The sequence below is a fragment of the Salipiger sp. IMCC34102 genome, assembly GCF_004145405.1.
GTDB lineage: Bacteria > Pseudomonadota > Alphaproteobacteria > Rhodobacterales > Rhodobacteraceae > Loktanella.
The window spans coordinates 77,651-100,997 of the sequence record NZ_SELQ01000003.1; the positions used below are offsets into that span (position 1 = coordinate 77,651).

The 23,347-nt window shown below is 65.8% G+C and carries 19 protein-coding genes; 16 read left to right on the top strand and 3 right to left on the bottom strand.

The window, feature by feature from the left end:
• Positions 1-10: 10 nt before the first annotated feature.
• Entirely contained in the window at positions 11-1,030 is a 1,020-nt protein-coding gene (locus EU805_RS08035; RefSeq protein ID WP_129763455.1) for a LacI family DNA-binding transcriptional regulator, read from the bottom strand.
• A gap of 141 nt (positions 1,031-1,171) precedes the next feature.
• Here EU805_RS08035 and EU805_RS08040 point away from each other — a divergent pair, with 141 nt between their 5' ends.
• From EU805_RS08040 to EU805_RS08060, 5 genes are all read left to right on the top strand, one after another.
• Complete coding sequence (locus tag EU805_RS08040) at positions 1,172-3,454, top strand: alpha-L-rhamnosidase (RefSeq protein ID WP_129763456.1); 2,283 nt, start codon at positions 1,172-1,174, stop codon at positions 3,452-3,454.
• A 49-nt stretch (positions 3,455-3,503) separates the two neighbouring features.
• Positions 3,504-4,778 (top strand): ABC transporter substrate-binding protein, encoded by a 1,275-nt coding sequence (locus EU805_RS08045; protein WP_129763457.1) that lies wholly within the window; start codon positions 3,504-3,506, stop codon positions 4,776-4,778.
• A 69-nt stretch (positions 4,779-4,847) separates the two neighbouring features.
• On the top strand, positions 4,848-5,708 hold the full coding sequence (locus tag EU805_RS08050; RefSeq protein WP_129763458.1) for a carbohydrate ABC transporter permease: 861 nt from the start codon (positions 4,848-4,850) through the stop codon (positions 5,706-5,708).
• Positions 5,705-6,529: a carbohydrate ABC transporter permease gene (locus EU805_RS08055; RefSeq protein WP_129763459.1), complete on the top strand. Its 825-nt coding sequence runs from the start codon at positions 5,705-5,707 to the stop codon at positions 6,527-6,529. Before EU805_RS08050 ends, EU805_RS08055 begins: the two co-directional genes overlap by 4 nt.
• Positions 6,530-6,532: 3 nt before the next feature.
• A complete protein-coding gene (locus EU805_RS08060; RefSeq protein ID WP_129763460.1) occupies positions 6,533-7,531 on the top strand; it encodes an ABC transporter ATP-binding protein in 999 nt (332 codons plus the stop codon).
• 110 nt (positions 7,532-7,641) lie between these two features.
• Here EU805_RS08060 and EU805_RS08065 read toward each other — a convergent pair whose 3' ends face one another.
• Positions 7,642-8,649 (bottom strand): LacI family DNA-binding transcriptional regulator, encoded by a 1,008-nt coding sequence (locus tag EU805_RS08065; protein ID WP_129763461.1) that lies wholly within the window; start codon positions 8,647-8,649, stop codon positions 7,642-7,644.
• A gap of 580 nt (positions 8,650-9,229) precedes the next feature.
• On the opposite strand from EU805_RS08065, the gene EU805_RS08070 reads away from it, so the two are divergent.
• From EU805_RS08070 to EU805_RS08105, 8 genes are all read left to right on the top strand, one after another.
• Positions 9,230-10,315, top strand: coding sequence for a Gfo/Idh/MocA family protein (locus EU805_RS08070; RefSeq protein WP_129763462.1), 1,086 nt, complete (start codon positions 9,230-9,232; stop codon positions 10,313-10,315).
• Between the two features lie 15 nt (positions 10,316-10,330).
• Positions 10,331-11,245 carry a sugar phosphate isomerase/epimerase gene (locus tag EU805_RS08075; protein WP_129763463.1) on the top strand — a complete coding sequence of 305 codons (915 nt, stop codon included), beginning with the start codon at positions 10,331-10,333 and terminating at the stop codon, positions 11,243-11,245.
• A gap of 92 nt (positions 11,246-11,337) precedes the next feature.
• The gene (locus tag EU805_RS08080; protein WP_129763464.1) at positions 11,338-12,516 is read left to right on the top strand and encodes an aldose 1-epimerase family protein; all 1,179 of its coding nucleotides are present in this window, start codon (positions 11,338-11,340) and stop codon (positions 12,514-12,516) included.
• A complete protein-coding gene (locus EU805_RS08085; RefSeq protein WP_129763465.1) occupies positions 12,513-13,301 on the top strand; it encodes an SDR family NAD(P)-dependent oxidoreductase in 789 nt (262 codons plus the stop codon). The genes EU805_RS08080 and EU805_RS08085 overlap by 4 nt, the downstream gene beginning before the upstream one ends.
• A gap of 67 nt (positions 13,302-13,368) precedes the next feature.
• Positions 13,369-14,562, top strand: a complete 1,194-nt coding sequence (locus tag EU805_RS08090) for a CaiB/BaiF CoA-transferase family protein (RefSeq protein ID WP_129763466.1) — start codon at positions 13,369-13,371, stop codon at positions 14,560-14,562.
• Positions 14,559-15,656, top strand: coding sequence for an extracellular solute-binding protein (locus EU805_RS08095; RefSeq protein ID WP_129763467.1), 1,098 nt, complete (start codon positions 14,559-14,561; stop codon positions 15,654-15,656). The genes EU805_RS08090 and EU805_RS08095 overlap by 4 nt, the downstream gene beginning before the upstream one ends.
• A complete protein-coding gene (locus EU805_RS08100) occupies positions 15,653-16,420 on the top strand; it encodes an enoyl-CoA hydratase/isomerase family protein (RefSeq protein WP_129763468.1) in 768 nt (255 codons plus the stop codon). Before EU805_RS08095 ends, EU805_RS08100 begins: the two co-directional genes overlap by 4 nt.
• 13 nt (positions 16,421-16,433) lie before the next feature.
• A complete protein-coding gene (locus EU805_RS08105; RefSeq protein ID WP_129763469.1) occupies positions 16,434-17,594 on the top strand; it encodes a fumarylacetoacetate hydrolase family protein in 1,161 nt (386 codons plus the stop codon).
• Between the two features lie 114 nt (positions 17,595-17,708).
• Here EU805_RS08105 and malQ read toward each other — a convergent pair whose 3' ends face one another.
• Positions 17,709-19,538 (bottom strand): 4-alpha-glucanotransferase, encoded by a 1,830-nt coding sequence (gene malQ / locus EU805_RS08110; protein ID WP_129763470.1) that lies wholly within the window; start codon positions 19,536-19,538, stop codon positions 17,709-17,711.
• 570 nt (positions 19,539-20,108) lie between these two features.
• Here malQ and EU805_RS08115 point away from each other — a divergent pair.
• The 3 genes from EU805_RS08115 to EU805_RS08125 all read left to right on the top strand — a co-directional run bounded on the left by EU805_RS08115 (position 20,109) and on the right by EU805_RS08125 (position 23,289).
• Entirely contained in the window at positions 20,109-21,095 is a 987-nt protein-coding gene (locus EU805_RS08115) for an ABC transporter substrate-binding protein (protein ID WP_129763471.1), read from the top strand.
• A gap of 105 nt (positions 21,096-21,200) precedes the next feature.
• Positions 21,201-22,235 carry a proline/glycine betaine ABC transporter permease gene (locus EU805_RS08120; protein ID WP_129763472.1) on the top strand — a complete coding sequence of 345 codons (1,035 nt, stop codon included), beginning with the start codon at positions 21,201-21,203 and terminating at the stop codon, positions 22,233-22,235.
• A 10-nt stretch (positions 22,236-22,245) separates the two neighbouring features.
• Positions 22,246-23,289 carry a glycine betaine/L-proline ABC transporter ATP-binding protein gene (locus EU805_RS08125; protein ID WP_129763473.1) on the top strand — a complete coding sequence of 348 codons (1,044 nt, stop codon included), beginning with the start codon at positions 22,246-22,248 and terminating at the stop codon, positions 23,287-23,289.
• Positions 23,290-23,347 lie beyond the last annotated feature (58 nt).

The following is a 23,347-nucleotide window of genomic DNA, read 5'->3' on the forward strand; positions in this document are numbered from 1 at the left end:
AGGTCTGCCCTCAGCAGCTCGATCGCAGCACGAGGTGCGGTGTGACCACGTCGTGGCGCGCCTCGCGCCGGCCCTCCAGCCGCGAGAGCAGGGCGGCGGCGGCGCGGCAGCCGATCTCCTCTCCGTGCTGGTCCACGCTGGACAGATCCACCATCGGCAGGCGCGCCATGGCGTTATTGTCGTAGGAGACGAGCGCCAGATCCTCGGGCACGCGCAACCCGCGCTTGCGGGCAGCCCCCAGCAGATCGACGCCGTCCAGATCGCTCCAGACGAAGGCGGCGGTGGGGCGGGGAGAGAGATCGAGGACCCCTTCGAGCGGCCCGTCCCCCCGTCCGGTCGAGCCTTCGTTGTACCAGACCCGGATCATGTCGCCCAATCCGAGATCCTCCATCGCGCGACGATAGCCTGCCTCGCGGGTGGCCCCCACGTCGGTCTTGGGATTGAGGGACGGGTGGCTGACCATGCAGATGTCGCGGTGACCTTTCGCGACCAGCGCCTCGACCGCCAGCCGCGCACCGGCCGCATCGTCGGAGTTCACGGTGTCGAAGGCGGTCGAAGAAGGCTCGTGGTGACCCACGACGGCCAGCGGAATCTGCCGGGCATAGGGGGCCAGCTTTTCGCCGCTGAGGCGCGGAGCGACGAGCACCACGCCGTCGATCTGCATGTCGATCATCGAATCGACGAGATCGCGCTCGATGGTGGCCTGCGACCGCCCCACGCCGATCAGCAGCTTGTACCCGGAGTCTTTCAGCGCGGCCTGCAAGCCATCGACCACCTGCGCCAGGAAGGGGTTCGACATCTCCAGCAGCAGGACGCCGATGGTATAGGTGCGCCCGCGCATGCCGCGGGCCGCGGTGCTGGGGCGATACCCCAGAGTATCGATGGATTTCAGCACCTTGGCCCGCAGTCCGTCGCTGACGCCGTAGGCGTTGCGCATCACCTTCGACACCGCGGCGGTGGACACGCCGGCATCCTCGGCCACATGCCGGATCGTGACCTTGCCACGCGGTTTCTGCGATCCGTCAGCCATGCTGCTGGCCTTCCAAGCAAAGATTTTGGGCATCTTACGAAAATTTCCCCTTGATCCGCAATCGCGCTTGTAGAACAGTTTACGTATAACGGTCTACGAAGCCCCTCGGGAGGAGGGGCCGACCGGAGCGGAGGAAGTTTCATGGCGCTGGACACGGGCACCAAGGTCGTACGCGCGGACGGGTTGGCGGGGCGCGACTGGACGGGGCGGCTCATCGCGCCCGAGGTCGATGGCGGTGTCGGATCGCAGGCCTGCTTCGTCGCCCGGACCTTTACCTGCAAGGCGGACGCCCGCCCAGTGCTGCACGTGACGGCGCAGGGGCTCTACCTGGCTTTCGTGAACGGCCAGCGGGTCGGCGAAGACTGCCTGACCCCCGGCTGGACCTGCTACGACAACCGGATCGCGTTCCAGAGCTACGACATCTCGGACCTCGTGACCGAAGGCGAGAACCGGATCGAGATCTGGCTGGGCGACGGCTGGTATCGCTCGCCGCTGATGTGGCGCTTCATCCAGATCGAGAATACCTGGGGCGACCGGATCGCGGCGCTGGCGGAGATCGTCGAGGGCGACTCCGTTCTGCTCGCCACGGACGCGAGTTGGGAGAGCGGTCTGCTGCCGATCACCAAGTCGGGGATTTACTGGGGCGAGGACCACGACGCCCGCATCGCGGCAAAGGCCAGCGGCGGCGTGTCGGAACTGGCGACCGATCCGGCTCTCTTCGTGGCGCACGAGACGACCGGCGTGAAGGAGCTGGCGCCCATCGCCCCGGTCGAGGACTGGGATCTGGACGGCGCGCGTGTCTACGACTTCGGCCAGAACGTCGCGGGCTACCCACGCATCGAGGTCACGGGCGCGGCGGGGGCCAAGGTCACCATCGACTTCGGAGAGGTGCTGGCGCAGGACGGATCCTGGGACAACCGCAACTACCGCCTGGCCCGTGCCACGCTGACCTACACGCTGGCGGGCGAGGGGGCGGAGACCTGGTCCCCCGTATTCACCTTCCAGGGCTATCGCTACGCGCGGGTCCGCATCGAGGGCGAGGCCACCCTCACCGACATCGTCTCGGTGCCCGTAAGCTCGGTGCCGGACCTCGCGGGCGGCTTCGAGTGCGCCATACCGGAGGTGAACCGGCTGGTGCTCAACACGATCTGGTCGCAGCGCGGCAACTTCATCGAGGTGCCGACCGACTGCCCGCAGCGCGACGAGCGCCTGGGCTGGACCGGGGATGCGCAGGTCTTCGCGGGTACCGCCTGCTGGCTTGCCGACAGCGAGACCTTCCTGCGCAAGTACCTGCGCGACGTGATGCACGACCAGCGCGAGGACGGCGCCGTGCCGCACTTCACGCCGGACCCGACGCACCGCGATCATTCCAAGGCCCCCGGCGACTGGGCCGGATCGACCGGCTGGGGTGACGTGATCACGGTCATGCCCTGGCAGCTTTACCTGCATTACGGCGACGAGGCGGTGCTGCGCGAATGCTTCCCGGCAATGGTGAAATGGCTCGATTACCTGTGGTCGATCTCTGACGGTCCGATCATCCGGCCCCATTCGACCTGGGGCGAGAAGGGGTTCACCTTCGGCGACTGGCTTCAGCCCACGGGCGACAGCCGCAAGCCGCGGCCTACCATCGCCGACGATTGCGCGGCCACGATCTACCACGCGATCTCGACCGATCTGGCCGCCCGCATAGCGCGCATCATCGGCGAGGACGACGAGGCTATGCGGCTCGACGCCCGCGGAGACCAGATCCGCGAGGCCTTTGCCGCGGAATACATCTCGGCCAGCGGTCGGCTGGCGCACAACGACCAGACCTCCTACGCGCTGGCGTTCCTCTATGACCTGATCCCGGGCGCGCATCTCGACGCGGCGAAGGGCTACTTCCGCCGGGTGATCGAGGACGCCGACTACCTCATCGGGACCGGCTTCATCGGCACGCCGGCGCTTCTGCCCGCCCTTGCCAAACTGGGCATGACGGATCTGGCGGAAAAGGTGTTCCTCAACCGCAAGGTGCCCGGCTGGCTCTATCAGGTGGAACAGGGCGCCACGACGATCTGGGAGCGCTGGGACGCCCTGGGCCCGGACGGCGAGATCTTCTCGCCCGAGATGAACAGCTACAACCACTATGCCTACGGGGCCGTCTGCCAGTTCCTCTTCGAGGACGTGGCGGGCGTGCATCCCGTGGCCGATGCGCCAGGCTTTGCCCGCGTGCGGCTTGCCCCCACCGTGATGCCCGGGCTCGGTCACGTCGCCATGTGGCACGACTGCCGCCTGGGCCGGATCGAGGCGGGTTGGACGCTCGACGGCCGTACCGTCACCTATACCGTGACTTTGCCGGAGGGCTGCGAAGGCCTCCTCGACGGACCGCTGGGAGACGGTGTCGTCGGGGCGGGCACCCACGAGTTCGCGTTCGATCTGACCGATTGATCGCGCGAAAAGGACCGGCCCCGCGCCGGGAAACAAGGGAGAGAGACCAATGACGACACGTTTGATATCCACCACCGCCATGTTGCTTGCATTGGGTGCAAGCGGTGCGGCGGCTCAGGAGCTGACGCTTCTGGTCGACAACAGCGCCGACACGGTCGCGATCGCCGAGGCCCTGACCGCAGCCTATACCGAACAGAACCCCGATGTGAGCTTCTCAATCGAGGTACGGCCCGGCGGGTCCGAAGGCGACAACATCGTCAAGACGCGCCTTGCGACGGGCGAGATGACGGATGTCTTCCTCTATAATTCTGGCTCGCTTCTGCAGGCGCTGCGGCCCGATCGCACCCTGGTGCCGATCAATGATATCGCGAACTTCGATCAGATCCTCGACAGTTTCACGCAGACCGTGTCGGACGATCAGCAAAACGTCTACGGCGTGCCCGCGCAGACCGCGATGGGCGGCGGGATGCTGTATCACGTGCCGACCTACGAAGAGCTTGGCTTGGAGGTGCCCACAAACTGGGACGACTTCATGGCGAACAATGCCGCGATCGCCGAACAAACCGACAAGGCGCCAATCATCCAGACCTATCAGGATACCTGGACGAGCCAGCTTCTCGTGCTCGCGGATTACTACAACGTCCAGGCCGAAGAGCCCGGCTTCGCCGATGCCTACACCGCGAACGAGGCAAAGTACGCCTCGACGCCGGCGGCCATGGAAGGGTTCGGACGCCTGCAGGAGGCCTACGAGTCGGGCTACTTCAACGAGGATTTCGGCGCGGCGAACTACGATGACGGTTTGCGCATGGTCGCCAACGGCGAGGGCGTGCATTATCCGATGCTGACCTTCGCAATTCCCGCGATCCAACAGAACTACCCCGACAAGCTCGATGACGTCGGCTTCTTCGCGCAGCCGGGCGACAGCAGCGACGAAAACGGGCTGACCGTCTGGATGCCGGCCGCCTATTACATCGCGCGTGGCGGCGACAACATAGATATCGCCAAGGACTTTCTGAACTTCGTTGCGACGACAGAAGGCTGCGACATCATTACCGAGGCGGTAGGCGCGACGGGACCCTACCTGATCGATGGCTGCACCTTGCCGGACAGCGTTCCGACCTCGGTTGCGGACATGATGCCGTACTTCCAGAGGGAAGGCGGCACGGCGCCCGCGCTTGAATATCTGTCACCGATCAAGGGACCCGCACTGGAGCAATTGACCGTCGAAGTCGGCTCCGGCATCCGCGATGCCCAGTCGGCGGCAGAGCTCTACGATGCCGACGTCTCCAAGCAGGCACGCCAGCTCGGCTTGCCGAACTGGTAAGTTTTCCCTCCCAGGAAAACCCCGGCGCGGCGGCGACGTCGCGCCGGGATCTTAGACGGAGCCCCGGTCATGCGCGCCAAATCCCCCTATCCCTACTGGTTCTTCCTGCCGGCGGCGGTGATCTTCGTGGGGCTGTTCCTCGTGCCCACGGTGGCCTCGTTCTACTTCAGCCTGACTTACTGGGACCCGTTCGAAGCACGGTTCGCGGGATGGGACAATTACGTCCAGTTCTTCTCGGAGCCGTTCCTCGTGCGGGGCACGTTGAACACGCTGATGTTCGCCTTCGTGACTTCGCTTCTGAAGACGGTTCTGGGCCTCTTGCTTGCGGTCCTGTTGACCTCGGGGATGTTCGCGCAGGGCTTCCTGCGGTCGGTGGTCTTCTTTCCGGTGCTCGTTTCCACCATCGGCGTGGGCATCCTGTTCCAGGAGTTGATGCATCCCACCCAGGGCGCGATCAACGTAGGGCTGGAGGCCATCGGCATCGACGGCCCCGGCTGGCTGACGAACCCGTCGCTTGCGCTCTTCTCGGTCGCGCTGGTCGATGTCTGGCGCGGCGTGGGTCTGGCCACGCTGATCTACATCGCGGGGCTGTCGACCATCGCGCCCGACTATTACGAGGCCGCACGGATCGACGGCGCGACCCGCTGGCAGCTGTTCTGGCGCGTGACCGTGCCGCTGGTGCGGCCCGCCACGACGACCGTGGTGATCCTGTCGCTGATCGGCGGCTTGCGGCTCTTCGATCTGGTCTGGGCGATGACGCGGGGCGGGCCGGGGTTCTCCTCGGACGTGCTCGCGAGCGTCATCTACAAGCAGTACCAGGCCGGGTTCTGGGGCCTGTCCACCGCGGGCAACGTCATCCTGTTCCTGCTGATCGCGCTGATCGTGGCGCCGCTGGCCTGGTGGCTGAACCGCAAGGAGCTTGACGCATGACCCGCCGCCAGCTTCTCACCGGCCTCGCCTCGCTCGCCGTGGCAACGGTTGTCTTCATCCTGCCGTTCCTCTTCGTGCTGATCAACGCGGCCAAGACCCCCGCCGAGGCAAGCCAGCCCAGCTTCGCCTGGCCCAGCGAGTGGCACCTGTGGTCGAACCTGGTCGAGGTCGTGCAGGTGCGCGACTACGCGCTGCTGCTGGCCTACTTCAATTCCATCGTCATCACCGTGGGGGCGATGACGCTTCTGGTGATCTTCGCCGCCATGGTGGGCTACGTGCTGCAACGCAGGCCCACGCGGTTCAGCAAGTTCGTCGAGTTCACGGCCCTCGCCGGCCTGATGATCCCGCCCGCGGTGGTGCCGACGATCTGGGTGCTGCAGCAGGTGAACCTCTTCAAGACGATCCACGGGATGATCCTGATCCAGGTGGCCTATGGTCTGTCGTTCTGCATCCTGCTGTTCCGGGCCTTCATCTCGTCGATCCCGCGGGACCTGGACGAGGCGGCCATCGTCGACGGGGCCACGCCGCTGCAGGTCTTCTTCCGGGTGATCCTGCCGCTGCTGAAGCCGGTGACGCTGACCGTGATCGTCGTGCAGTCGATCACCATCTTCAATGACTTCACCCACCCGCTCTACTACCTGCCGGGGGCCGAGAACATCACGGTGCAGCTCACGCTCTACAACTTCCAGAGCCAGTTCACCTCTCAGCTCAACCTGCTGTTCATGAACATCCTGCTCATCACGATCCCGCCCTTGCTGGTGTTCGTCTTCTTCAACCGTCAGATCGTCGCGGGCATGACCTCCGGCGCCGTGAAAGGATAACCCATGGCACGCGTGGCCCTGAACGCATTGCGCAAGAGTTTCGGCGCGGTCGAGGTCATCAAGGGCGTCGACCTCGATGTCGAGGACGGCGAGTTCTGCGTCTTCGTCGGCCCTTCGGGCTGCGGCAAGTCCACGCTGCTGCGGATGATCTCCGGGCTGGAGGAGGTCACCTCCGGCACGATCGAGATCGGCGGGGCGGACGTGACCCGGGCCGAGCCGTCCAAGCGCGGCATCGCGATGGTGTTCCAGTCCTACGCGCTCTACCCCCACCTCACCGTGCGCGAGAACATGGGCTTCGGCCTCAGCCTGGCACGGATGCCCAAGGACCAGATCGCGGCGGAGGTCGACAAGGTCGCGGCGATCCTGCAGCTCGAACCGCTCCTGGACCGCAAGCCCAAGGCCCTGTCGGGCGGGCAACGCCAGCGGGTCGCGATCGGCCGGGCCATCGTGCGCGATCCGGGCGTGTTCCTCTTCGACGAGCCCCTGTCGAACCTCGATGCCGCCCTGCGCAGCCAGATGCGGCTGGAACTGACGGACCTGCACGCGCGGCTGGGGGCCACGATGATCTACGTGACCCACGACCAGGTCGAGGCGATGACCATGGCCGACAAGATCGTCGTGCTGAACGCCGGCCGGATCGAGCAGGTGGGCACCCCGATGGACCTTTACGAACGCCCCGCGACCCCCTTCGTGGCGGGCTTCATCGGCTCGCCCAAGATGAACCTCTTCGAAGGCGAGGTGGCCCGGCGGATGGGCGCATCGGTCTACGGCATCCGGCCCGAACATCTGAAGGTCTCCGACGATGACGGAACCTGGCAGGGCACCGTGCGTCATGTCGAGCGGCTAGGCGCGGACACGATCCTGCACGTGGAGGTCCCCGACCTCGGCCCGGTGCTGGCCCGGATCGAAGGACATCGCACCTATGCCCATGGCGCGCGCGTCTACCTGACGCCGGATCCCGAACGCGAGTTCCGGTATCAGGATGGCGCTGCGGCAAGCTGAAGCCGAAAGACCGGAGGGCGGATCCGGTCACTGACCTTGCCGGCCCGGTCGGGAGAGGTTCTCTCAGGTGACGATCACCGCAAAGGAACCCTCGCACGCGTCACCGAACCTCATTGCGTGGGAATGTTCTCGCGAAAGACGACCTGAAGCCGAGGCAGGTACTCGGGCTCCGTCGAGCCCTTCACGGAGGAGGCGAGCAGGCGGACGATCTCCCGCGCCTCGACCCTGGGGTTCTGGTCGACGACGGCATCCATCGTCCGGTCGAGCAGCATCAACCGTGTCGCGTCGGTCAGGTCATGGCCGATGAAGACGACCTCCCGTTCCACTTTCGCCTCGCGCAGGGCGCGCGCGATGCCCTGGTTGCCCGACCCGATGCTGTAGATACCCGAGATGTCGCCACGCTGAAGGAAGCGCATCGTCTCCGAGTAGGCAAGATCGCGGTCGTCGCTGACCTCTGCGGTGCCGGCGATCCGCATGTCGGGGAATTCCTCCGACAGGATCGAGCGGACGCCCATCTCGCGCTCTTCATGGCCGCGATAGGCGAGCGAGCCGATGAAAACCGCCACGTTGTGGCGACCCGGGGGCAGGAACCGCCCCAGCAGCAATCCCGCCAAGCGTCCCGCCGCGCGGTTGTCGACACCGACGTAGCCAACCTTGTCGACCGTCGGGATGTCGGAGACGAGCGTCGCGATCCGCACCCCGGATTTGGCGAGGTCGTTGATCGCTTCGCGCACCTGCGGATGGTCGAGCGCCACCAGCCCGACCGCGTCCGTCCGCCCACGCAGATCGTGCAGCTTCGCCGACAGCCGCTCGGGATTGAAGCCCTCGATCTCGTGGATGGTGGCACTGATTTCGGGCCGGGCATGGGCCTCTTCCAGAAGAAACTTGCGCAACGACCGCATGAACGAGTTGCTGCCCGCGGGCAGGACGAAATCCATCCGCATCTTCATCGTGGTCCCGGTGCCGGTTGGTGGACCGAAATAACCAAGCGCCCGTGCGACCTGCAGAACGATATCGCGCGTACGCGGTCGCACCCCGTCCCGATCGTTCAGGACCCGGTCCACCGTCGCGGGCGATACGCCGGCCTCGCGGGCAATCTGGGAAACGGTGGTGCGCATCGTGATTTCTCCGCTCGGCGATCACGTCATTTAACATCATAAAGCCGTGGCAAAGCAATCATTTCCGCCGGGTATGGACCTCTCGTATGCATTAGAAGTCCATATCTGGATTGGATCAGCGAAAATGATGTCTTTTGATGTGTCATGATGATTGCGCACTGATGGCCCGCGCCAGATGCTGTGTTTCATAGAGAAACCCCGGAAGACGCACGACCGGGAGAGGGGAGAGTGACATGTCGACGCGTTTCCCGTGGCCCCGTGTCCGCCTCCGGGACGCTGTCGATCTCGCAGGTGGCGCGATCAGCGGACGGATCGGCTTCGCCGGAGCCAGACGCCGCGGATCTGTCGCGGGCAATCGTGGCGACCGGACAATCGGGCACCCCGAGATGCCGACGGCTTTCGGTCAGGAGCCTTGGCGCATCACTTCGGCCTTACGGACGGGGCGAGCGATCGGATGACCGGCTGTCTTCGGAGGGCGCCTCCCGGGTCAAGGATCCGTGGGAGCGGATGATGGCGAGCACGCGTGACGCAGGGAGTGCCGCCCGGGCGGCAAACGGGAAGAAGGGAGAGGGAGGAAAGTATGAAGGATGTCGCCTACACGCCGGACCCGGAGGTCCGGGTACGCAAGTACAAGATCGGCGCTATCGGGGCGGGCATGATCATGTCCGATTGTCACCTGGCCGCCTACACCGAAGCCGGGTTCACGGTTCATGCCATCGCGTCCCGTACCACGTCCAATGCCCGGACGGTCGCAGAACGCTGGAACATCGGCACGGTGCACGACACGCCGGAGGCGCTGATCGCTGACCCGGACGTCGAGATCGTGGACATCGCCTACCCGCCGGACCAACAACCGGCCCTGATCCGCAAGGCGCTGGCCGCGCCGCACGTGAAGGCGATCCTCGCGCAGAAACCACTGGCGCTCTCGCTCGAGGAGGCGCGCAAATTGCGCGACGAGGCCGAGGCCGCCGGCAAGCCGCTCTCTGTCAACCAGAACATGCGCTACGATCAGTCGATCCGCGTCCTCAAGCAGATCCTCGATCGCGGTGCACTTGGAGAGCCGGTCTTCGCGCAGATCGACATGCACGCCATTCCGCACTGGCAGGAGTTCCTGAAGGATTACGACCGGCTGACGCTTTCTAACATGAGCGTGCACCACCTGGATGCCTTTCGCTTCCTCTTCGGCGATCCCGAGGAGGTCACCAGCGTCACCCGTACCGATCCGCGCACCACCTTCGCGCATACCGACGGGATCGTCGTGACGACCCTGCGCTTTCCCGGCGGTCTTCTGGCGCTGTCGACCGAGGATGTCTGGTCCGGCCCGCGAGAGGAGGGCTACGCCGACGATCAGCACATTACCTGGCGCGTCGAAGGCACCCGCGGTGCGGCGAAGGGCACGATCGGCTGGCCGACCGGTGCGGCCTCGACACTGTCCTACAACGCGATCGACGAGACGGGCGGCGAATGGGTGAGCCCCGAATGGGACACCATGTGGTTCCCGCACGCCTTCATCGGCGTGATGGAGCAACTTCAGCACGCCGTCGCCACCGGCACCCCGCCGGTTCTGAGCGTCGCCGACAACGTCCGCACGATGGCGCTTGTCGAAGGCGCTTACCAATCGATCCAGGAAGGCCGGACGGTCCGACTGGACATGACCAGAGACTGAGGGAGGAGACACATCATGATGCACACCGGCATTTTCTCGGGATATTTCCCGTATGATCTGAAAAAGACCTGCGAGGTCATCAAGGGCCACGGCTTCACCACCGTCCAGCTCGACCTTCACTTCAAGGATATCGACGTCGGCGACGGCCAGATGACACCGGACAAGTGCCGCACGATCCGCGACACGTTCCGCGATCACGACCTGCCGGCCTGTTGCATCTCGGGCTATACCAACATCGTGCATCCCGACGCCGACACCCGCAAGGTGCGCCTGGCGCGCCTGAAAGAGTTGATCTCGCACGCGCAGTACCTCGGCACTCCTTACGTGATTTCGGAAACCGGGACCTTCGACACCGACTCGGACTGGGTGCACCACCCCAAAAACAAGACCGAGGAAGGCTGGGACGACTGCCGGGCGGTGATCGCCGATCTGGCGCAATATGCCTTTGATCATGGCGCGGTCTTCCTGCTGGAGACCTACGTGAACAACGTGGTGGGCTCGGTCGAGGAAACCCTTCGCATGTTCGCCGAGGTGGATCACCCCGGCCTTGGCCTGCTGATGGACCCGACGAATTACTTCGAGGGGCACAACATCGACAAGATGGACGAGACCCTGAACCACGTGTTCGACGCGCTGTCGGACAAGATCAAGATTGCCCACGCCAAGGACGTGAAGCGGTCCGGGGACGACAAGGGCGAGAAACACTCGAACATCGGCGACGACACCGCCGCGGAAAGCCACACCTTCCGCGGCGTGGGCGAGATCGAACTGCCGGCCCCGGGCCTGGGGGAGCTGAACTACGATCTCTACTTCCAGCGCCTCGCCAGGAAGCATCCCAACATTCCGATGATCATCGAACACCTTGACGAGGCCGACGTGCCGCGCGCGAAAAAGTTCATCGACGGCAAGTTGCGCGCCAACGGCTGCTGAACCACCCCGGCGGGCCGATTCCTTCAGGCTCGCCGACGACGAAAACCAATACGGGAAGGCGCCTCCGGTCAGCGGCGGCGGACGAAGAAACAATGGTAAAGCTTTACGGCAAGACCTTGAGCAGGCCTCAGGCTGAGGCGCTGAGCGGATCTCTCGGACATGCAGCGGGCGTGCGGCTGATGACCCTGGGCGACGGGCTGGAGCGCGGCATCCGGATGCTGGAGTTCCGCACCGGCTCCGGCCTGCGGTTCACGGTGCTGGTCGATCGCGCGATGGACATCGCCGATTGCGAACACAACGGCCGCGCCATCGGCTGGCACTCTCCCGCGGGCTTCCGCCACCCCGGCCTGCACGACTACGAAGGCGAAGGCGGGCTGGGCTGGATGCGAAGCTTTTCGGGGTTGATGATCACCTGCGGGCTGGATCACATCCTCTTCATGGCCGAACCGGAAACGCCGGAATACGTCTACGGACCGCGCGGCACTGCGAAACACTCGCTTCATGGCCGGGTCGGGACGATCCCGGCGCGCCTGACCGGGTACGGCGAGGCCTGGAACGGCGACCGCTGCACGCTGTGGGCGGAGGGTGTCGTGACCCAGGGCACGGTATTCGGCGAGCATCTGGAACTGCACCGGCGGATCGAGGTCGAGGTGGGATCCGACGAGATCCGGCTTTCGGACCGGGTCGTGAACCGGGGCTTCTACGCGACGCCGCACATGTTCTGCTACCATATCAACCTGGGTCATCCGGTGGTGGAGGACGGTGCGCGCTATCTTGCGCCGATCCGCGACGTGGTCTGGGCCGCCCACGCGGAGGACTACGAGCGCCAGGGGGTCGGCTACCGCACCCTGCCGGAGCCGCAGATGAACTTCCACGAGCAGGTCTGGCAGCACGAGATGGGGACGGATGCCTCCGGCGAGGTTCCCGTGGCACTGGTCAACGATCGGCTGGGGCTGGGCTTCATGGTGACGACCCGCAAGGACCAGTTTCCCTGCATGTACGAATGGCAGAACCTCCAGGCCGGCCAGTATGCCCTGGGGATAGAGCCGTCCTCGAACCATGTCACCGGCAACATGGGCGCACGCGAACGGGGCGAGTTGATCCGGCTCGACCATGCAGAGGAACGGCGCTACGACAGCCGTTTCACGATCCTGCCCGATGCCGCCGCCATCGCAGGGGCCGAGGCGCGGATCACGGCCATCGCAAACCAGCCGGACCAGGATTTTCCCGCCCCCTCGGGAAACTTCACACCGATCGGAGGCCGGTCATGAACCGCGAGACCGCACTTGCGGCGCAGGCCGGGCAGGGGGCACTCACCGGGCGGCGGGTGCTCTATACCGGCGCATCCGGCGGATTGGGACATCAGACGACGCTCGATCTCTTGGCGGCGGGGGCCGATGTCTTCGCCCTCGACCGGGATCACTCGAAGAACGAAAGCCTCCTGGCGGACGTGCCGCCGGACCAGACCGGGCGTCTTCACCTGCTGGAGATGGACCTGACCGATCAGGACAGGCTTGAGGCGAGGCTCGGCGAGATCGCTGCCGAAGGTCCAATCGACGTCGTGATCAACAATGCGGCGATCTACCCGTCGAAACCCTTCGAGGAGTTCTCGATGGAGGAACTGCGCCACGTCCACCAGGTCAACGTGGAAGCGGCGCTGATCTGCACCCGCGCGGCACTGCCGGGGATGCGGGACCAGGGCTGGGGCCGGATCGTGAACGTGACCTCGATTACCCTGACGGGGGGGTGGGAGAACCTCGTGCCCTACGTCCAGTCAAAGGGGTCGCTCCTCGGCCTGACGCGGGCCTGGGCGCGGGAGTTCGGCAAGTGGGGCATCACCTGCAACGCCATCGCACCGGGGGCCTTCCCGACGGATGCCGAGAAGATCCACCCCGATCCGGAGGGCTACACCCGCTTCGTGCTGGATCACCAGGCGGTGAAGCGGCGCGGCACGCCGCATGACATCGCGGCCACCATCCTCTTTCTGACGTCGGAGGGGGCCGGTTTCATCACCGGCCAGAACATCGCCGTCGACGGCGGGTGGAACATGACCTGACCGGCTCTTCCGTCCTTCCGGACGGCTTCGCACATGCACTGACCCAACCCCAACGGGAAGAAAGAACATGGGAATTCTCGACGGCTACACCGTTCTCGACTGCTCCATCGCCATGGCCGGGCCCTTCGCGGCGCAGCGCCTGGGCGATCTTGGCGCGGATGTCATCAAGGTCGAACCGATTACCGGCGAATGGCAGCGACACGCCCCCGCGGGCGGCATCACCGGGAACAAGATCAATGTCTCCTTCCTTTCGCTGAACCGCAACAAGCGGTCGCTCGCGGTGGACCTGAAGTCCGACGGGGGGCAGAAGATCATCCGCAAGCTCGTCGAGAAAGCCGACGTCTTCATCCAGAACTACCGGGCCGGAGTGGCCGGTCGGCTCGGCGTCGATTACGAAACGCTTTCGGCGATCAACCCGGGCCTCGTCTACGTCTCGATGACCGGTTACGGCGAGGATGGCCCGCACGCGCAACGTCCCGGGCAGGATCTGCTTTTGCAGGCCATGTCGGGCGCCATGATGTCGACCGGCCGCAAGGGAGAGCCGCCGCAGGCCGCGGGCCAATACCTCGTGGATGCCGTCACCGCCTATACCGCCTTCGAGGGCGCGTTGGCCGCCCTATTGCACCGCGAGCGGACGGGCGAGGGCCAGAAGGTCGAGGTCAACATGCTCGATGCGATCACCACGCTGCAGATGCAGGAACTCTCGGTCTTTACCGTGGGCAACAAGCCGCAAGCGCGCAGCGCCGAGCCGCATGCACATGTCTACATCCGCGCGCCCTACGGCACCTTTGCCACGACCGACGGTTACATCGCCCTCGCGATGCCGAATTTTCCCGGCCTCGCAAGGGCGCTCGACGCCCCCGCCCTGGCCGATCTCGACGAGACCAGGGCAGGCTGGGACGACCGTGACACCACCTTCGCCACGGTCCGCGACGCCGTCGCGAAGTTCTCGACGCAAGACTGCCTCGACCGACTGGGGGCCGAGGGCATCTGGGCCGGTCCGGTCTACGGCTACGCCGATCTCGTGGCCGATCCGCAGATCGCCCATAACGGCACGTTCATCGAGTACGACCACCCGACCGAAGGCCACGTGAAGACGCCGGGCTTCCCGATCCGCTTCTCTCGCAGCCCGTCGGAGTTGCGACGTGGCGCACCGCTCACCGGCGAGCATACCGACGAGATCCTGGGCGCGGCCGGGTTTGCCGATGACGAGATCGCGGCACTTGCGGCCTCCGGCGCCATCGGGCGGGGACAAGAATGAGCTTTCGCGGCCTGACCTGGGATCACCCGCGGGGCTACAACGCGCTCGCCGCGGCGGACGGTCCGGTGCACTGGGAAACGCAGCCGCTGGAAGGCTTCGAATCCGCCCCGATCGCCGATCTCTGTGCGGAATACGACCTCGTCGTACTCGACCACCCGCACCTGGGCGAGGCGCTGGCACAGGACTGCCTTACCCCGCTCGACGACGTCTTCACGGCCCAAGCTCTTGCCGGCATAGCGTCCGCGGCCATCGGTCCCGCCTATTCGAGCTACACGATGGCGGGCCGTCAATGGGCCCTGCCGCTCGACGCCGCAACGCAGGTCATGGCACTGCGCCCGGACCTGACCCAAGAGCGCCCCTCGACCTGGGACGAGGTCGAGGCGATGTCGCGGAATGGCCATGTCGCGCTTTCACTTGCGGGACCCCATGCGGTGCTCTCGTTCCTGTCGGTCTGCGCGGCGCTCGACCCGGCCCTCGACTTGCGCGACGCGGGCTGGCCCGCGGACGACATCGCCGGGCAGGCCCTCGAGATCCTGACCCCGCTCGCGGCCAGGACGCCGCCACGGACACGGCACCTCAATCCCATTGGCCTGCTGGACCTGATGGGAACGGAGGACGAGATACATCTCGTCCCGCTCGTCTACGGCTACGTGAATTATACCCGCGCCTCGCGCCCGGTGCTGTTTGCCGATGCGCCCATCGCAGGCCATCGGCCCGGCTCGATCCTCGGCGGGACCGGCATCGCGGTATCGCACCGGGCGCGGGTGGACGCGGACCTGCGCGACCATCTTCTCTGGCTCATGTCCGAGCGGACGCAGCGGGGTTTCATTCCCGCGCACGACGGCCAGCCCGGCTTGCGCGCGGCCTGGGCCGATCCGAAGGTGAACGCCTCTTGGGGCAATTTCTACGCCAATACGGCCGCAACGCTCGAAGCCGCCGCCATCCGACCCCGCCACGACGGCTACATCGCCTTCCAGACCCGCGCCTCCGCCTTTCTGCGAGAGAGCTTCGAGGCGCGCGACCCGTTACCCGCGACCGTCCGCCGCCTGCGCGAGATGTACGCGGCCAGCCGACACGAAAGGACCTTTGCATGAGCACGCCGCTCACCCTCGAGATCGAGAACCGGATCGCCACGATCACGTACAACCGGCCCGAAAAGCTGAACGCGATGACGCCGGAGATGGCGCAGCTGATGTGGGACGCCGTGCGCCGCATCAATGCCTCCGACGAGGTGCGCGCGGTGGTCCTGACCGGCACCGGCAAGGCGTTCTGTGCGGGCTCCGATATCTCTGATCTCGATCGTTACGCCACGGCATGGGATTTCCGCAACCGTCCCGAATACTGCGATGCGCTGCGGGCACTGCTGAAGCCTTCGATCGCGGCAATCAATGGCTACGCCATGGGTGGCGGGCTGGAGATGGCGCTGTCCTGCGACATTCGGATCGCCGCGCAGACCGCAAGGCTCGCCGCGCCGGAGATCAAGCTGGGCTGGATTGGCGGCGGCGGGATGACCGCCTTGCTGGCGCATTCCATCGGGCCGTCGAACGCCGCGATGATGGTGATGACCGGCGATCCGGTGCCCGCGGAAAAAGCTCTTTCCTGGGGCCTCGTGTCGGAGGTCGTTCCGCTCGACACGCTCCGGCCGCGCGCGACGGAGATCGCTGCGACCATTGCCGGTCGGGCGCCCATAGCGGCCGAGACCGCCCGGGTGAACCTGCAGGCGGCCTACAACATGCCGCTCGAAAAGGCCGTGGCCTACGAGCGCGACTTGCAGGCGATCTGCTTTGCGACAGAGGATGCGGCCGAGGGTCGCGCCGCCTTCGCAGAGAAGCGCGCGCCCCTGTTCAACCGCCGCTGAAGGAACCCGGACCATGACCATCATCGACACCCCCGAGGGCCTCTGGCTTGGCCGCTGCTGGCTGCCTTCCGTCCAGGGGCCCGCCGTCGTGACGCTGCGCGATGGCCAGCTCGTGGACATCACCACGGCCAAGGCGCCGACGGTGAGCGATGTGCTCGATCTGGACGATTGCGCAACCCACGTCCGATCCACGACCGGCACCGTCCTAGGCCCGTTCGACCGGATTTCGTCCACTCCGCCCGATGCCGAACGGATGCATCTTCTGGCCCCCTGCGATCTGCAGGCGGTGAAGGCCTGCGGCGTGACCTTCGCGCGCTCCATGGTGGAGCGGGTGATCGAGGAGAAGGCCGCCGGCGACCCCGCCCGGGCAGAAGCGATCCGTGCGCGGGTCGGCCAGGCCATCGGCGACAGCCTGCGCAACCTGCGCGCGGGCTCTCCCGAGGCGGCCGACGTCAAGCGTGCCCTGATCGAGGAGGGGCTCTGGTCGCAATATCTCGAGGTCGGGATCGGACCCGATGCAGAGGTCTTCACCAAGTGCCCGCCGATGGCATCGGTGGGACCCGGTGCCGCCATCGGCCTGCACCCGGTCTCGCGCTGGAACAACCCGGAGCCGGAGATCGTCCTCGCCGTGTCTTCGTCGGGCCGCATCCTGGGCGCCACCTTGGGCAACGACGTGAACCTGCGCGACGTGGAAGGGCGTTCGGCGCTGTTGCTGGGCAAGGCCAAGGACAACAACGCGTCCTGCGCGATCGGGCCGATGATCCGGCTGTTCGACGGGGACTGGACGCTCGACGATGTCCGCCTGGCGGAACTGACCCTGACCGTCGAGGGTGAGGACGGCTACCGCCTGACCGGGCATTCCTCCATGTCCGAGATCAGCCGCGATCCGCAGGATCTCGTCGCACAGACACTCGGGCGGCATCACCAGTATCCCGACGGGATCGTGCTGTTCCTCGGGACGCTCTTCGCTCCGACGGAGGACCGCGACCACCCCGGCGAGGGTTTCACCCACAAACTGGGGGACAGGGTCACCATCTCGGCCCCCGGACTTGGCACGCTGACGAACGTCGTCCAGCTTTCGACCGAGGCCGCCGAATGGACCTTCGGGACGCGTGCGCTCATGCAGAACCTCGCGGTCCGCGACCTTCTCCCTGGCAAGCCGGCCGATGGCTGAGATGCCGACAAGATCCGTTTTGCTCTGACATCGATGCGGCCTTGCGTTGGACATCGATAGCATACCCTGCTCCGCCCCCGACCAAAGTAGGGGCAGGAGGGCGTCACGCAAGGATCAGTCGGGCGTGTCACGGATTTCGGAGCGTGGGCGTTCCGCGCGCATCAATCCGGTGATCGTGACGAACCCGGGATGGTCGGCGATGCGCGACAGGTCGGTCGGGCTGCGGGGCTGCCAGTTCGGGTGTTCGTCCGTTGTCCCCGGCACATTGGTCTGGATCGCTGGCCCGACGAGATCGGCCAGGCGGACGGCGGTCAGCAAACTGGGCGTGCGGGCCAGGAACCGATGCGCCGCCTCGAGCACCGCGTCCGGCATTTGGGGGGCATCCGCCGCGGCGGGCCCCCGCAAGGTGCCCGACTGCCGAAGCCGTTTGAGAAGCGCCTTTCGCTCCTCTCGCCGGTGGGCTGCGGCATCGTCGGATTGTTCGGCGTCGACGAGCCCATGCGCGCGGCGCACCTCCACGTCGGAGCCCTTCCACCATTCGCTCAAGACGGGCAGGTCATGGGTCGACAGGCACGCCAGCGCCAGTTCGGGGTAGGCGCTGCGGGGCTTGAATCCACCCTCTTCCTGCTCGAACACGAGGATGCGGTAGGACAGCACGTTCGCCGAGGCCATGGCCTTGCGGAACCCTTTGGGCACGAAGCCCAGATCCTCGCCGATCACCACCGCCTCGTGCTGTTGCGACAACTCGGCCAGGGCTGCGACCATGTCGGGGAAGGGGTAGCGCAGGTGCGTCCCCTCCGCCGGGCTTTCGCCCTCGGGGATGAGGAAGAGTTGCCAGAGCGCCATCGCGTGGTCGATCCGCAAGGCGCCCGCGTCGCGCAGTTGTGCGCCGATCATCTCTTTGAACGGGGCGAAATCGGTGCGGGCGAGTTCGGTCGGGGAGGGCGCGGCCAACGCCCAGTTCTGCCCCTTGGCGGCGAACATGTCGGGTGGCGCACCGACGGTGACCCCAGGCAAAGCCGCAGCGGCGCCCGACCACGTCGAAGAGCCGTCCGGCGCCTCGCCCACGGCAAGGTCGAGGTAGAGGCCGATCCGCATGCCCGCGCCCGTTGCGGCCTGCGCCGCCTTCGACAACTGCTGGCGGGCAATCATCTGAAGCCAGATCTGAAAGTCGATTTCCTCTGCAAGGTCTTCGGCCAGCCTGCCGACCTCGGCGCTGTCGGGATCGCGCAACGCTTCGGGCCAGTCGCGCCACCCTGCGCCATGTCCCGCGGCGACCATGCGCTGCGAGATCGCCTCGGACAGGGCATGAAGGCGCAGCGCGTTACCGCCTTCACGGGCGAAGGTCTCTTGCGCCGACGTCCGGGGGGCGCGGTCGTATGCACGTTGCAAGGCACCGATCTTCACCTCGGCTATGGCCCGGTAATCCACCATCTCGGCCGCGCGCAGGTTCGCGACGCCTTCGGGCGTCTCCACCCCCTCGATCAGGTCCGGGGCGATGTAGAGCGGGTTGAGAAAGCGCCGGTTCGACGGGGAGAACGGGCTGCGGCGGTCCGGGTCGGCCCCGAAAAGCGCGTGGACGGGATTGATGCCCAGGAAGTCGGCCCCCGCCGTCCCGCAGATGCCTGCCAGTTCCGCAAGATCCGCGAAGTCGCCGATCCCCCAGTTCCGATCCGAACGCAACTCGTAAAGCTGGCAGAACACGCCCCAGCCCGGTGCCTCGTGCAGATCGGGCGGCAACCAGCACCGGGTCCCGTGCGGGACCGTCATCCGCTGGACGGCACCTTTCCCTTCAGGCGCGGCGTCCGGATCGACGCCAAGCCCGCGAAGGACGAGGCGCAGCGTGTCGTCCGGCACCGGGCGGGGTTCGGTCTGACCGAACGGGTCTTCGTAGGAAAGTGTCAGCCCGTGATGTTCGGCAAGACCGTGCAGATCGGATGCCATGTTCCGTCCTCCCTTGGATGATCGAAGACTTAGCGCATCGCGTGGCGCGCCAAGGGGAGCGGGCGCATTCGCGTGATCGCGGGCGCGTGTCATCGGGCGGACGCACCGGGCGTGCAAGGTCCGGGGGAGGCCGTGTCCAGGCTGACGCGCGGCGCGACTGTGGTCCACGACTGAATCCCGAACCGGCCGTGGCGCTGCCGTCCTGTCTCGGCCCCGACGTCTCGGGCTTGCCTGTCGGTCGCGGCGGGAAGAATCGGTTCAGCGAAAACCCTCCGGTAATGGTTCTAAATGGCAGTCGGTCGGACCATCCTCATGTCATTTGACGTCGAAAGGACAGCGTCCTTGCTGCCGAAAACCCGCCCGGAACCCGTGGCAGGCAAGGCTTTCGTAGCCTTCCACGCCAAGCCCGCGGTGACCCGTTTGCGGTCCGGCGACGCCCCTGTTACCCACCCCGCGATGATGAATGAAATTGACAACCCCGACGCGTCGCTGGTCCTCGACCCGCCGCGTTCCCCGAACCGGGCGTTTTCATTTTTTCAAATCGAATCAAATACCAAAAAGGAGAACTTCATGCGCTCTATGAAGCTTGCATCGACCGCGCTCGTCGCCACGCTCACCCTTCCTCTCGCCGCGCAGGCGCAGGACGACGCTGGCCAGTGCGGGGAAGTTTCCATCGCTCAGATGGGCTGGGCCGCCGCCGAAGTGACCACCAACATCGCCAAGTTCCTGCTGGAGCAAGGCTACGGTTGCGATGTCAGCCTCGTGCAATCCGACACCATCCCCGCGATCACCTCGGTCGCCGAGAACGGCGAACCGGACGTGGTCACCAACCTGTGGCTGAACTCGGCCGGAGAGGCCTACACCAAGCTCGAAGAAGGCGGCACCATCACGCGCCTGACGTCCGTTCTCGAGCCGGGCGGAGTCGAAGGCTGGTGGATTCCCACCGCGCTTGCCGAAGAGCACCCCGAGCTCACGACCATCGAGGGTATCCTCGAAAACCCCGAACTGGTCGGCGGTCGCTTCAACAACTGCCCCGACGGCTGGGGCTGTCGGGTCGTGTCCGACAACCTGGCACGCGCGCTGGATCTTGAAGGCAACGGCATCGAAGTCTTCAACCACGGTTCCGGCGAGACGCTCGCGACCTCCATGGGGGCGGCCGTCACCGGCGGCGAGCCCTGGTTCGGCTACTACTGGGGTCCGACCGTGCCGCTTGGCAAGTACGACATGACCAAGGTGGACATGGGCGGCTACGACGAGGCGGCCTTCGCGCCCCTTCAGAACCCCGACGCCACCGATCCGCAGGTCTCGGACTTCCCCGCGGCCCCGATCCTGACGGCCGTGACCACCGAGTTCACCGAAGAGCAGCCCGAGGTGACCGCGTTCTTCACCAACATGACCTTCGCGACCGACGACATGTCCGGCCTGCTGGCATGGAAGGACGAGAACAACGCCTCGAACGAGGAAGTCGCCGTCTACTTCCTGTCGACTGCCTCGGACACCTGGACCAACTGGGTCAACGACGATGCGCGCGAGAGGCTCTCCGCCCTCGTCGAGTGATCCGGCGGAGCGCCCGTCGCGGCGTTGACATTCAACGGGGCCGGACAGCCGGCCCCGTTTTTACGTTTCGAAACAAGGAAGGGCCCAGCCGGGTCCAAGATGCATATGGCAACCTATGATGGTCTGTTCGACACCCTGGGCTTGAGGGATTGGTGCGGCGCGCAAGAGGCCGGCGGGCCCTTGTCGATGGCCGACCTGCTGGCCCGGACCAGCGGAAGCGACGCGGCCACCTCGTGGCGCGATCTCCCCTTTCCCTCGCTCGACGCGTTGCACGATGCCTGCGCGGCCATACCGCAATCGCGCGACCTGACGCGCGGTCTGGAGGCAGGTTTCCTCGGTATTCGTGACGCGCTGCGCGTGGTCGTCGACCCCTTGACCCAGCCGCTGAGCTGGGCGCTGGAGAACATGCTCTGGCTGATGACCGAGACGCCCTGGTGGGTGATGGGACCTCTCCTCTTGCTGATCACCTGGGCCGTGGCGCGGTCGTGGAAGGTCGTGGGTTTCGTGGCGCTGGTGCTGGCCAGCCTGGCGTTCGTCGACCATTACGAGGTGGCGATGCAGACCCTCGCGATCATTTTCGTCTGCGCCTTCATATGCGTGCTGATCGGGGTGCCCATAGGGATTGCCATGTCGCGCAGTGCGCGCCTGCAGGGGATACTGACCCCCGTGCTGGACATGCTGCAGACACTCCCGCCCTTCGTCTACCTGATCCCCCTGATCTTCCTGTTCTCGGTGACCGAGCCCAAGCTCTACGGCATCGCCGTCATTCTCTATGCCATCGTGCCGGTGGTGCGCCTGACCAACCTCGGGATCCGTCTTGTCGATCCCGACGTGATCGAGGCCGCCGACGCCTTCGGCATGACCAAGCGCCAGAAGCTTTTCGGCGTGCAGATCCCGCTGGCGCTTCCCAACATCATGGCGGGCGTGAACCAGACGATCATGATGAGCCTCGCGATGGTGGTCATCGCCTCTATGGTCTCGGCCCCCGGCCTGGGGATCCTGGTGCTGCGCGGCATCCGCAACCTCGAACTGGGCGTCGGCCTGATCGCGGGGCTTGGCATCGTGGTGCTGGCCATCGCGCTGGACCGTGTGACCAAGGCCGCGTTGGCCCGGATCGACGCCAGCCAGACCAGCCGTTGAGGAGATGGACATGACCAAGAAGAACGTGAAGATCTCGATCCGCAACCTCTACAAGATCTTCGGTGAGGACCCCCAGGGGGCCCTTGCCGAGGTCCGCAAGGGAATGAGCAAGCCCGAGCTTCTGGAAAAGACGAACCACGTGCTGGGCCTGCAGGACATCAACGTTGACATGCGAGAAGGCGAGATCACGGTCATCATGGGCCTTTCGGGCTCAGGCAAGTCGACCCTGATCCGTCACCTCAACCGGCTGATAGAACCCACCGCGGGTGAGCTTCTGGTCAACGGCGAAGATATCCTGTCGTGGAACGAGGCGCAGCTGCGCACCCTGCGGCGCGAGTCCATGTCGATGGTCTTCCAGAACTTCGCGCTGCTGCCGCACCGCACGGTCCTGGAAAACGCCGGCATGGCGCTGGCCACGCGGGGACAGGCGCGCCGCGACTACGAGGGCGAGGCCAACAAGTGGCTCGATCGCGTGGGGCTGGAAGGTCAGGGCGAGCAATACCCGCACCAGCTTTCGGGTGGCATGCAGCAGCGCGTCGGCATCGCGCGCGCCTTGGCCTCGAACTCGGACATCATGCTGATGGACGAGGCATTCTCGGCACTCGATCCGCTGATCCGGACGGACATGCAGAACCTTCTGCTGGAGTTGCAGGACGAGTTGCACAAGACGATCATCTTCATCACCCACGATCTCGATGAAGCCCTGAAGCTCGCCGATCATCTGGTGATCCTCAAGGACGGTGCGGTCGTGCAGCAGGGCCAGCCGCAGGACATCCTGCTGAACCCGGCGGATCCCTACATCGAGGACTTCGTCGCCGACATCAATCGTGCGCGCGTGTTGCGGGTCCGGTCGGTCATGACGGACCGGGTGCCGGAGGGACCGCTCGACGGAGAGGTCGGGCCGAACGACAACCTCGAAAGCGTCATCGGGCAGGCGGAAGGCAACCTGTCCCGGGTCTTCAGCGTGACGAAGAAGGGCGAGACGTTGGGCTACATCGACATGGAAACCGTCGTTCAGGCGCTGGTGCCGCGGCAGGTCGATACCGCGGCCTGAGCCTTGAACCAACGACGCCCCCGCGCCGATCCGATCGGCGCGGGGGCATTGCCGTCAA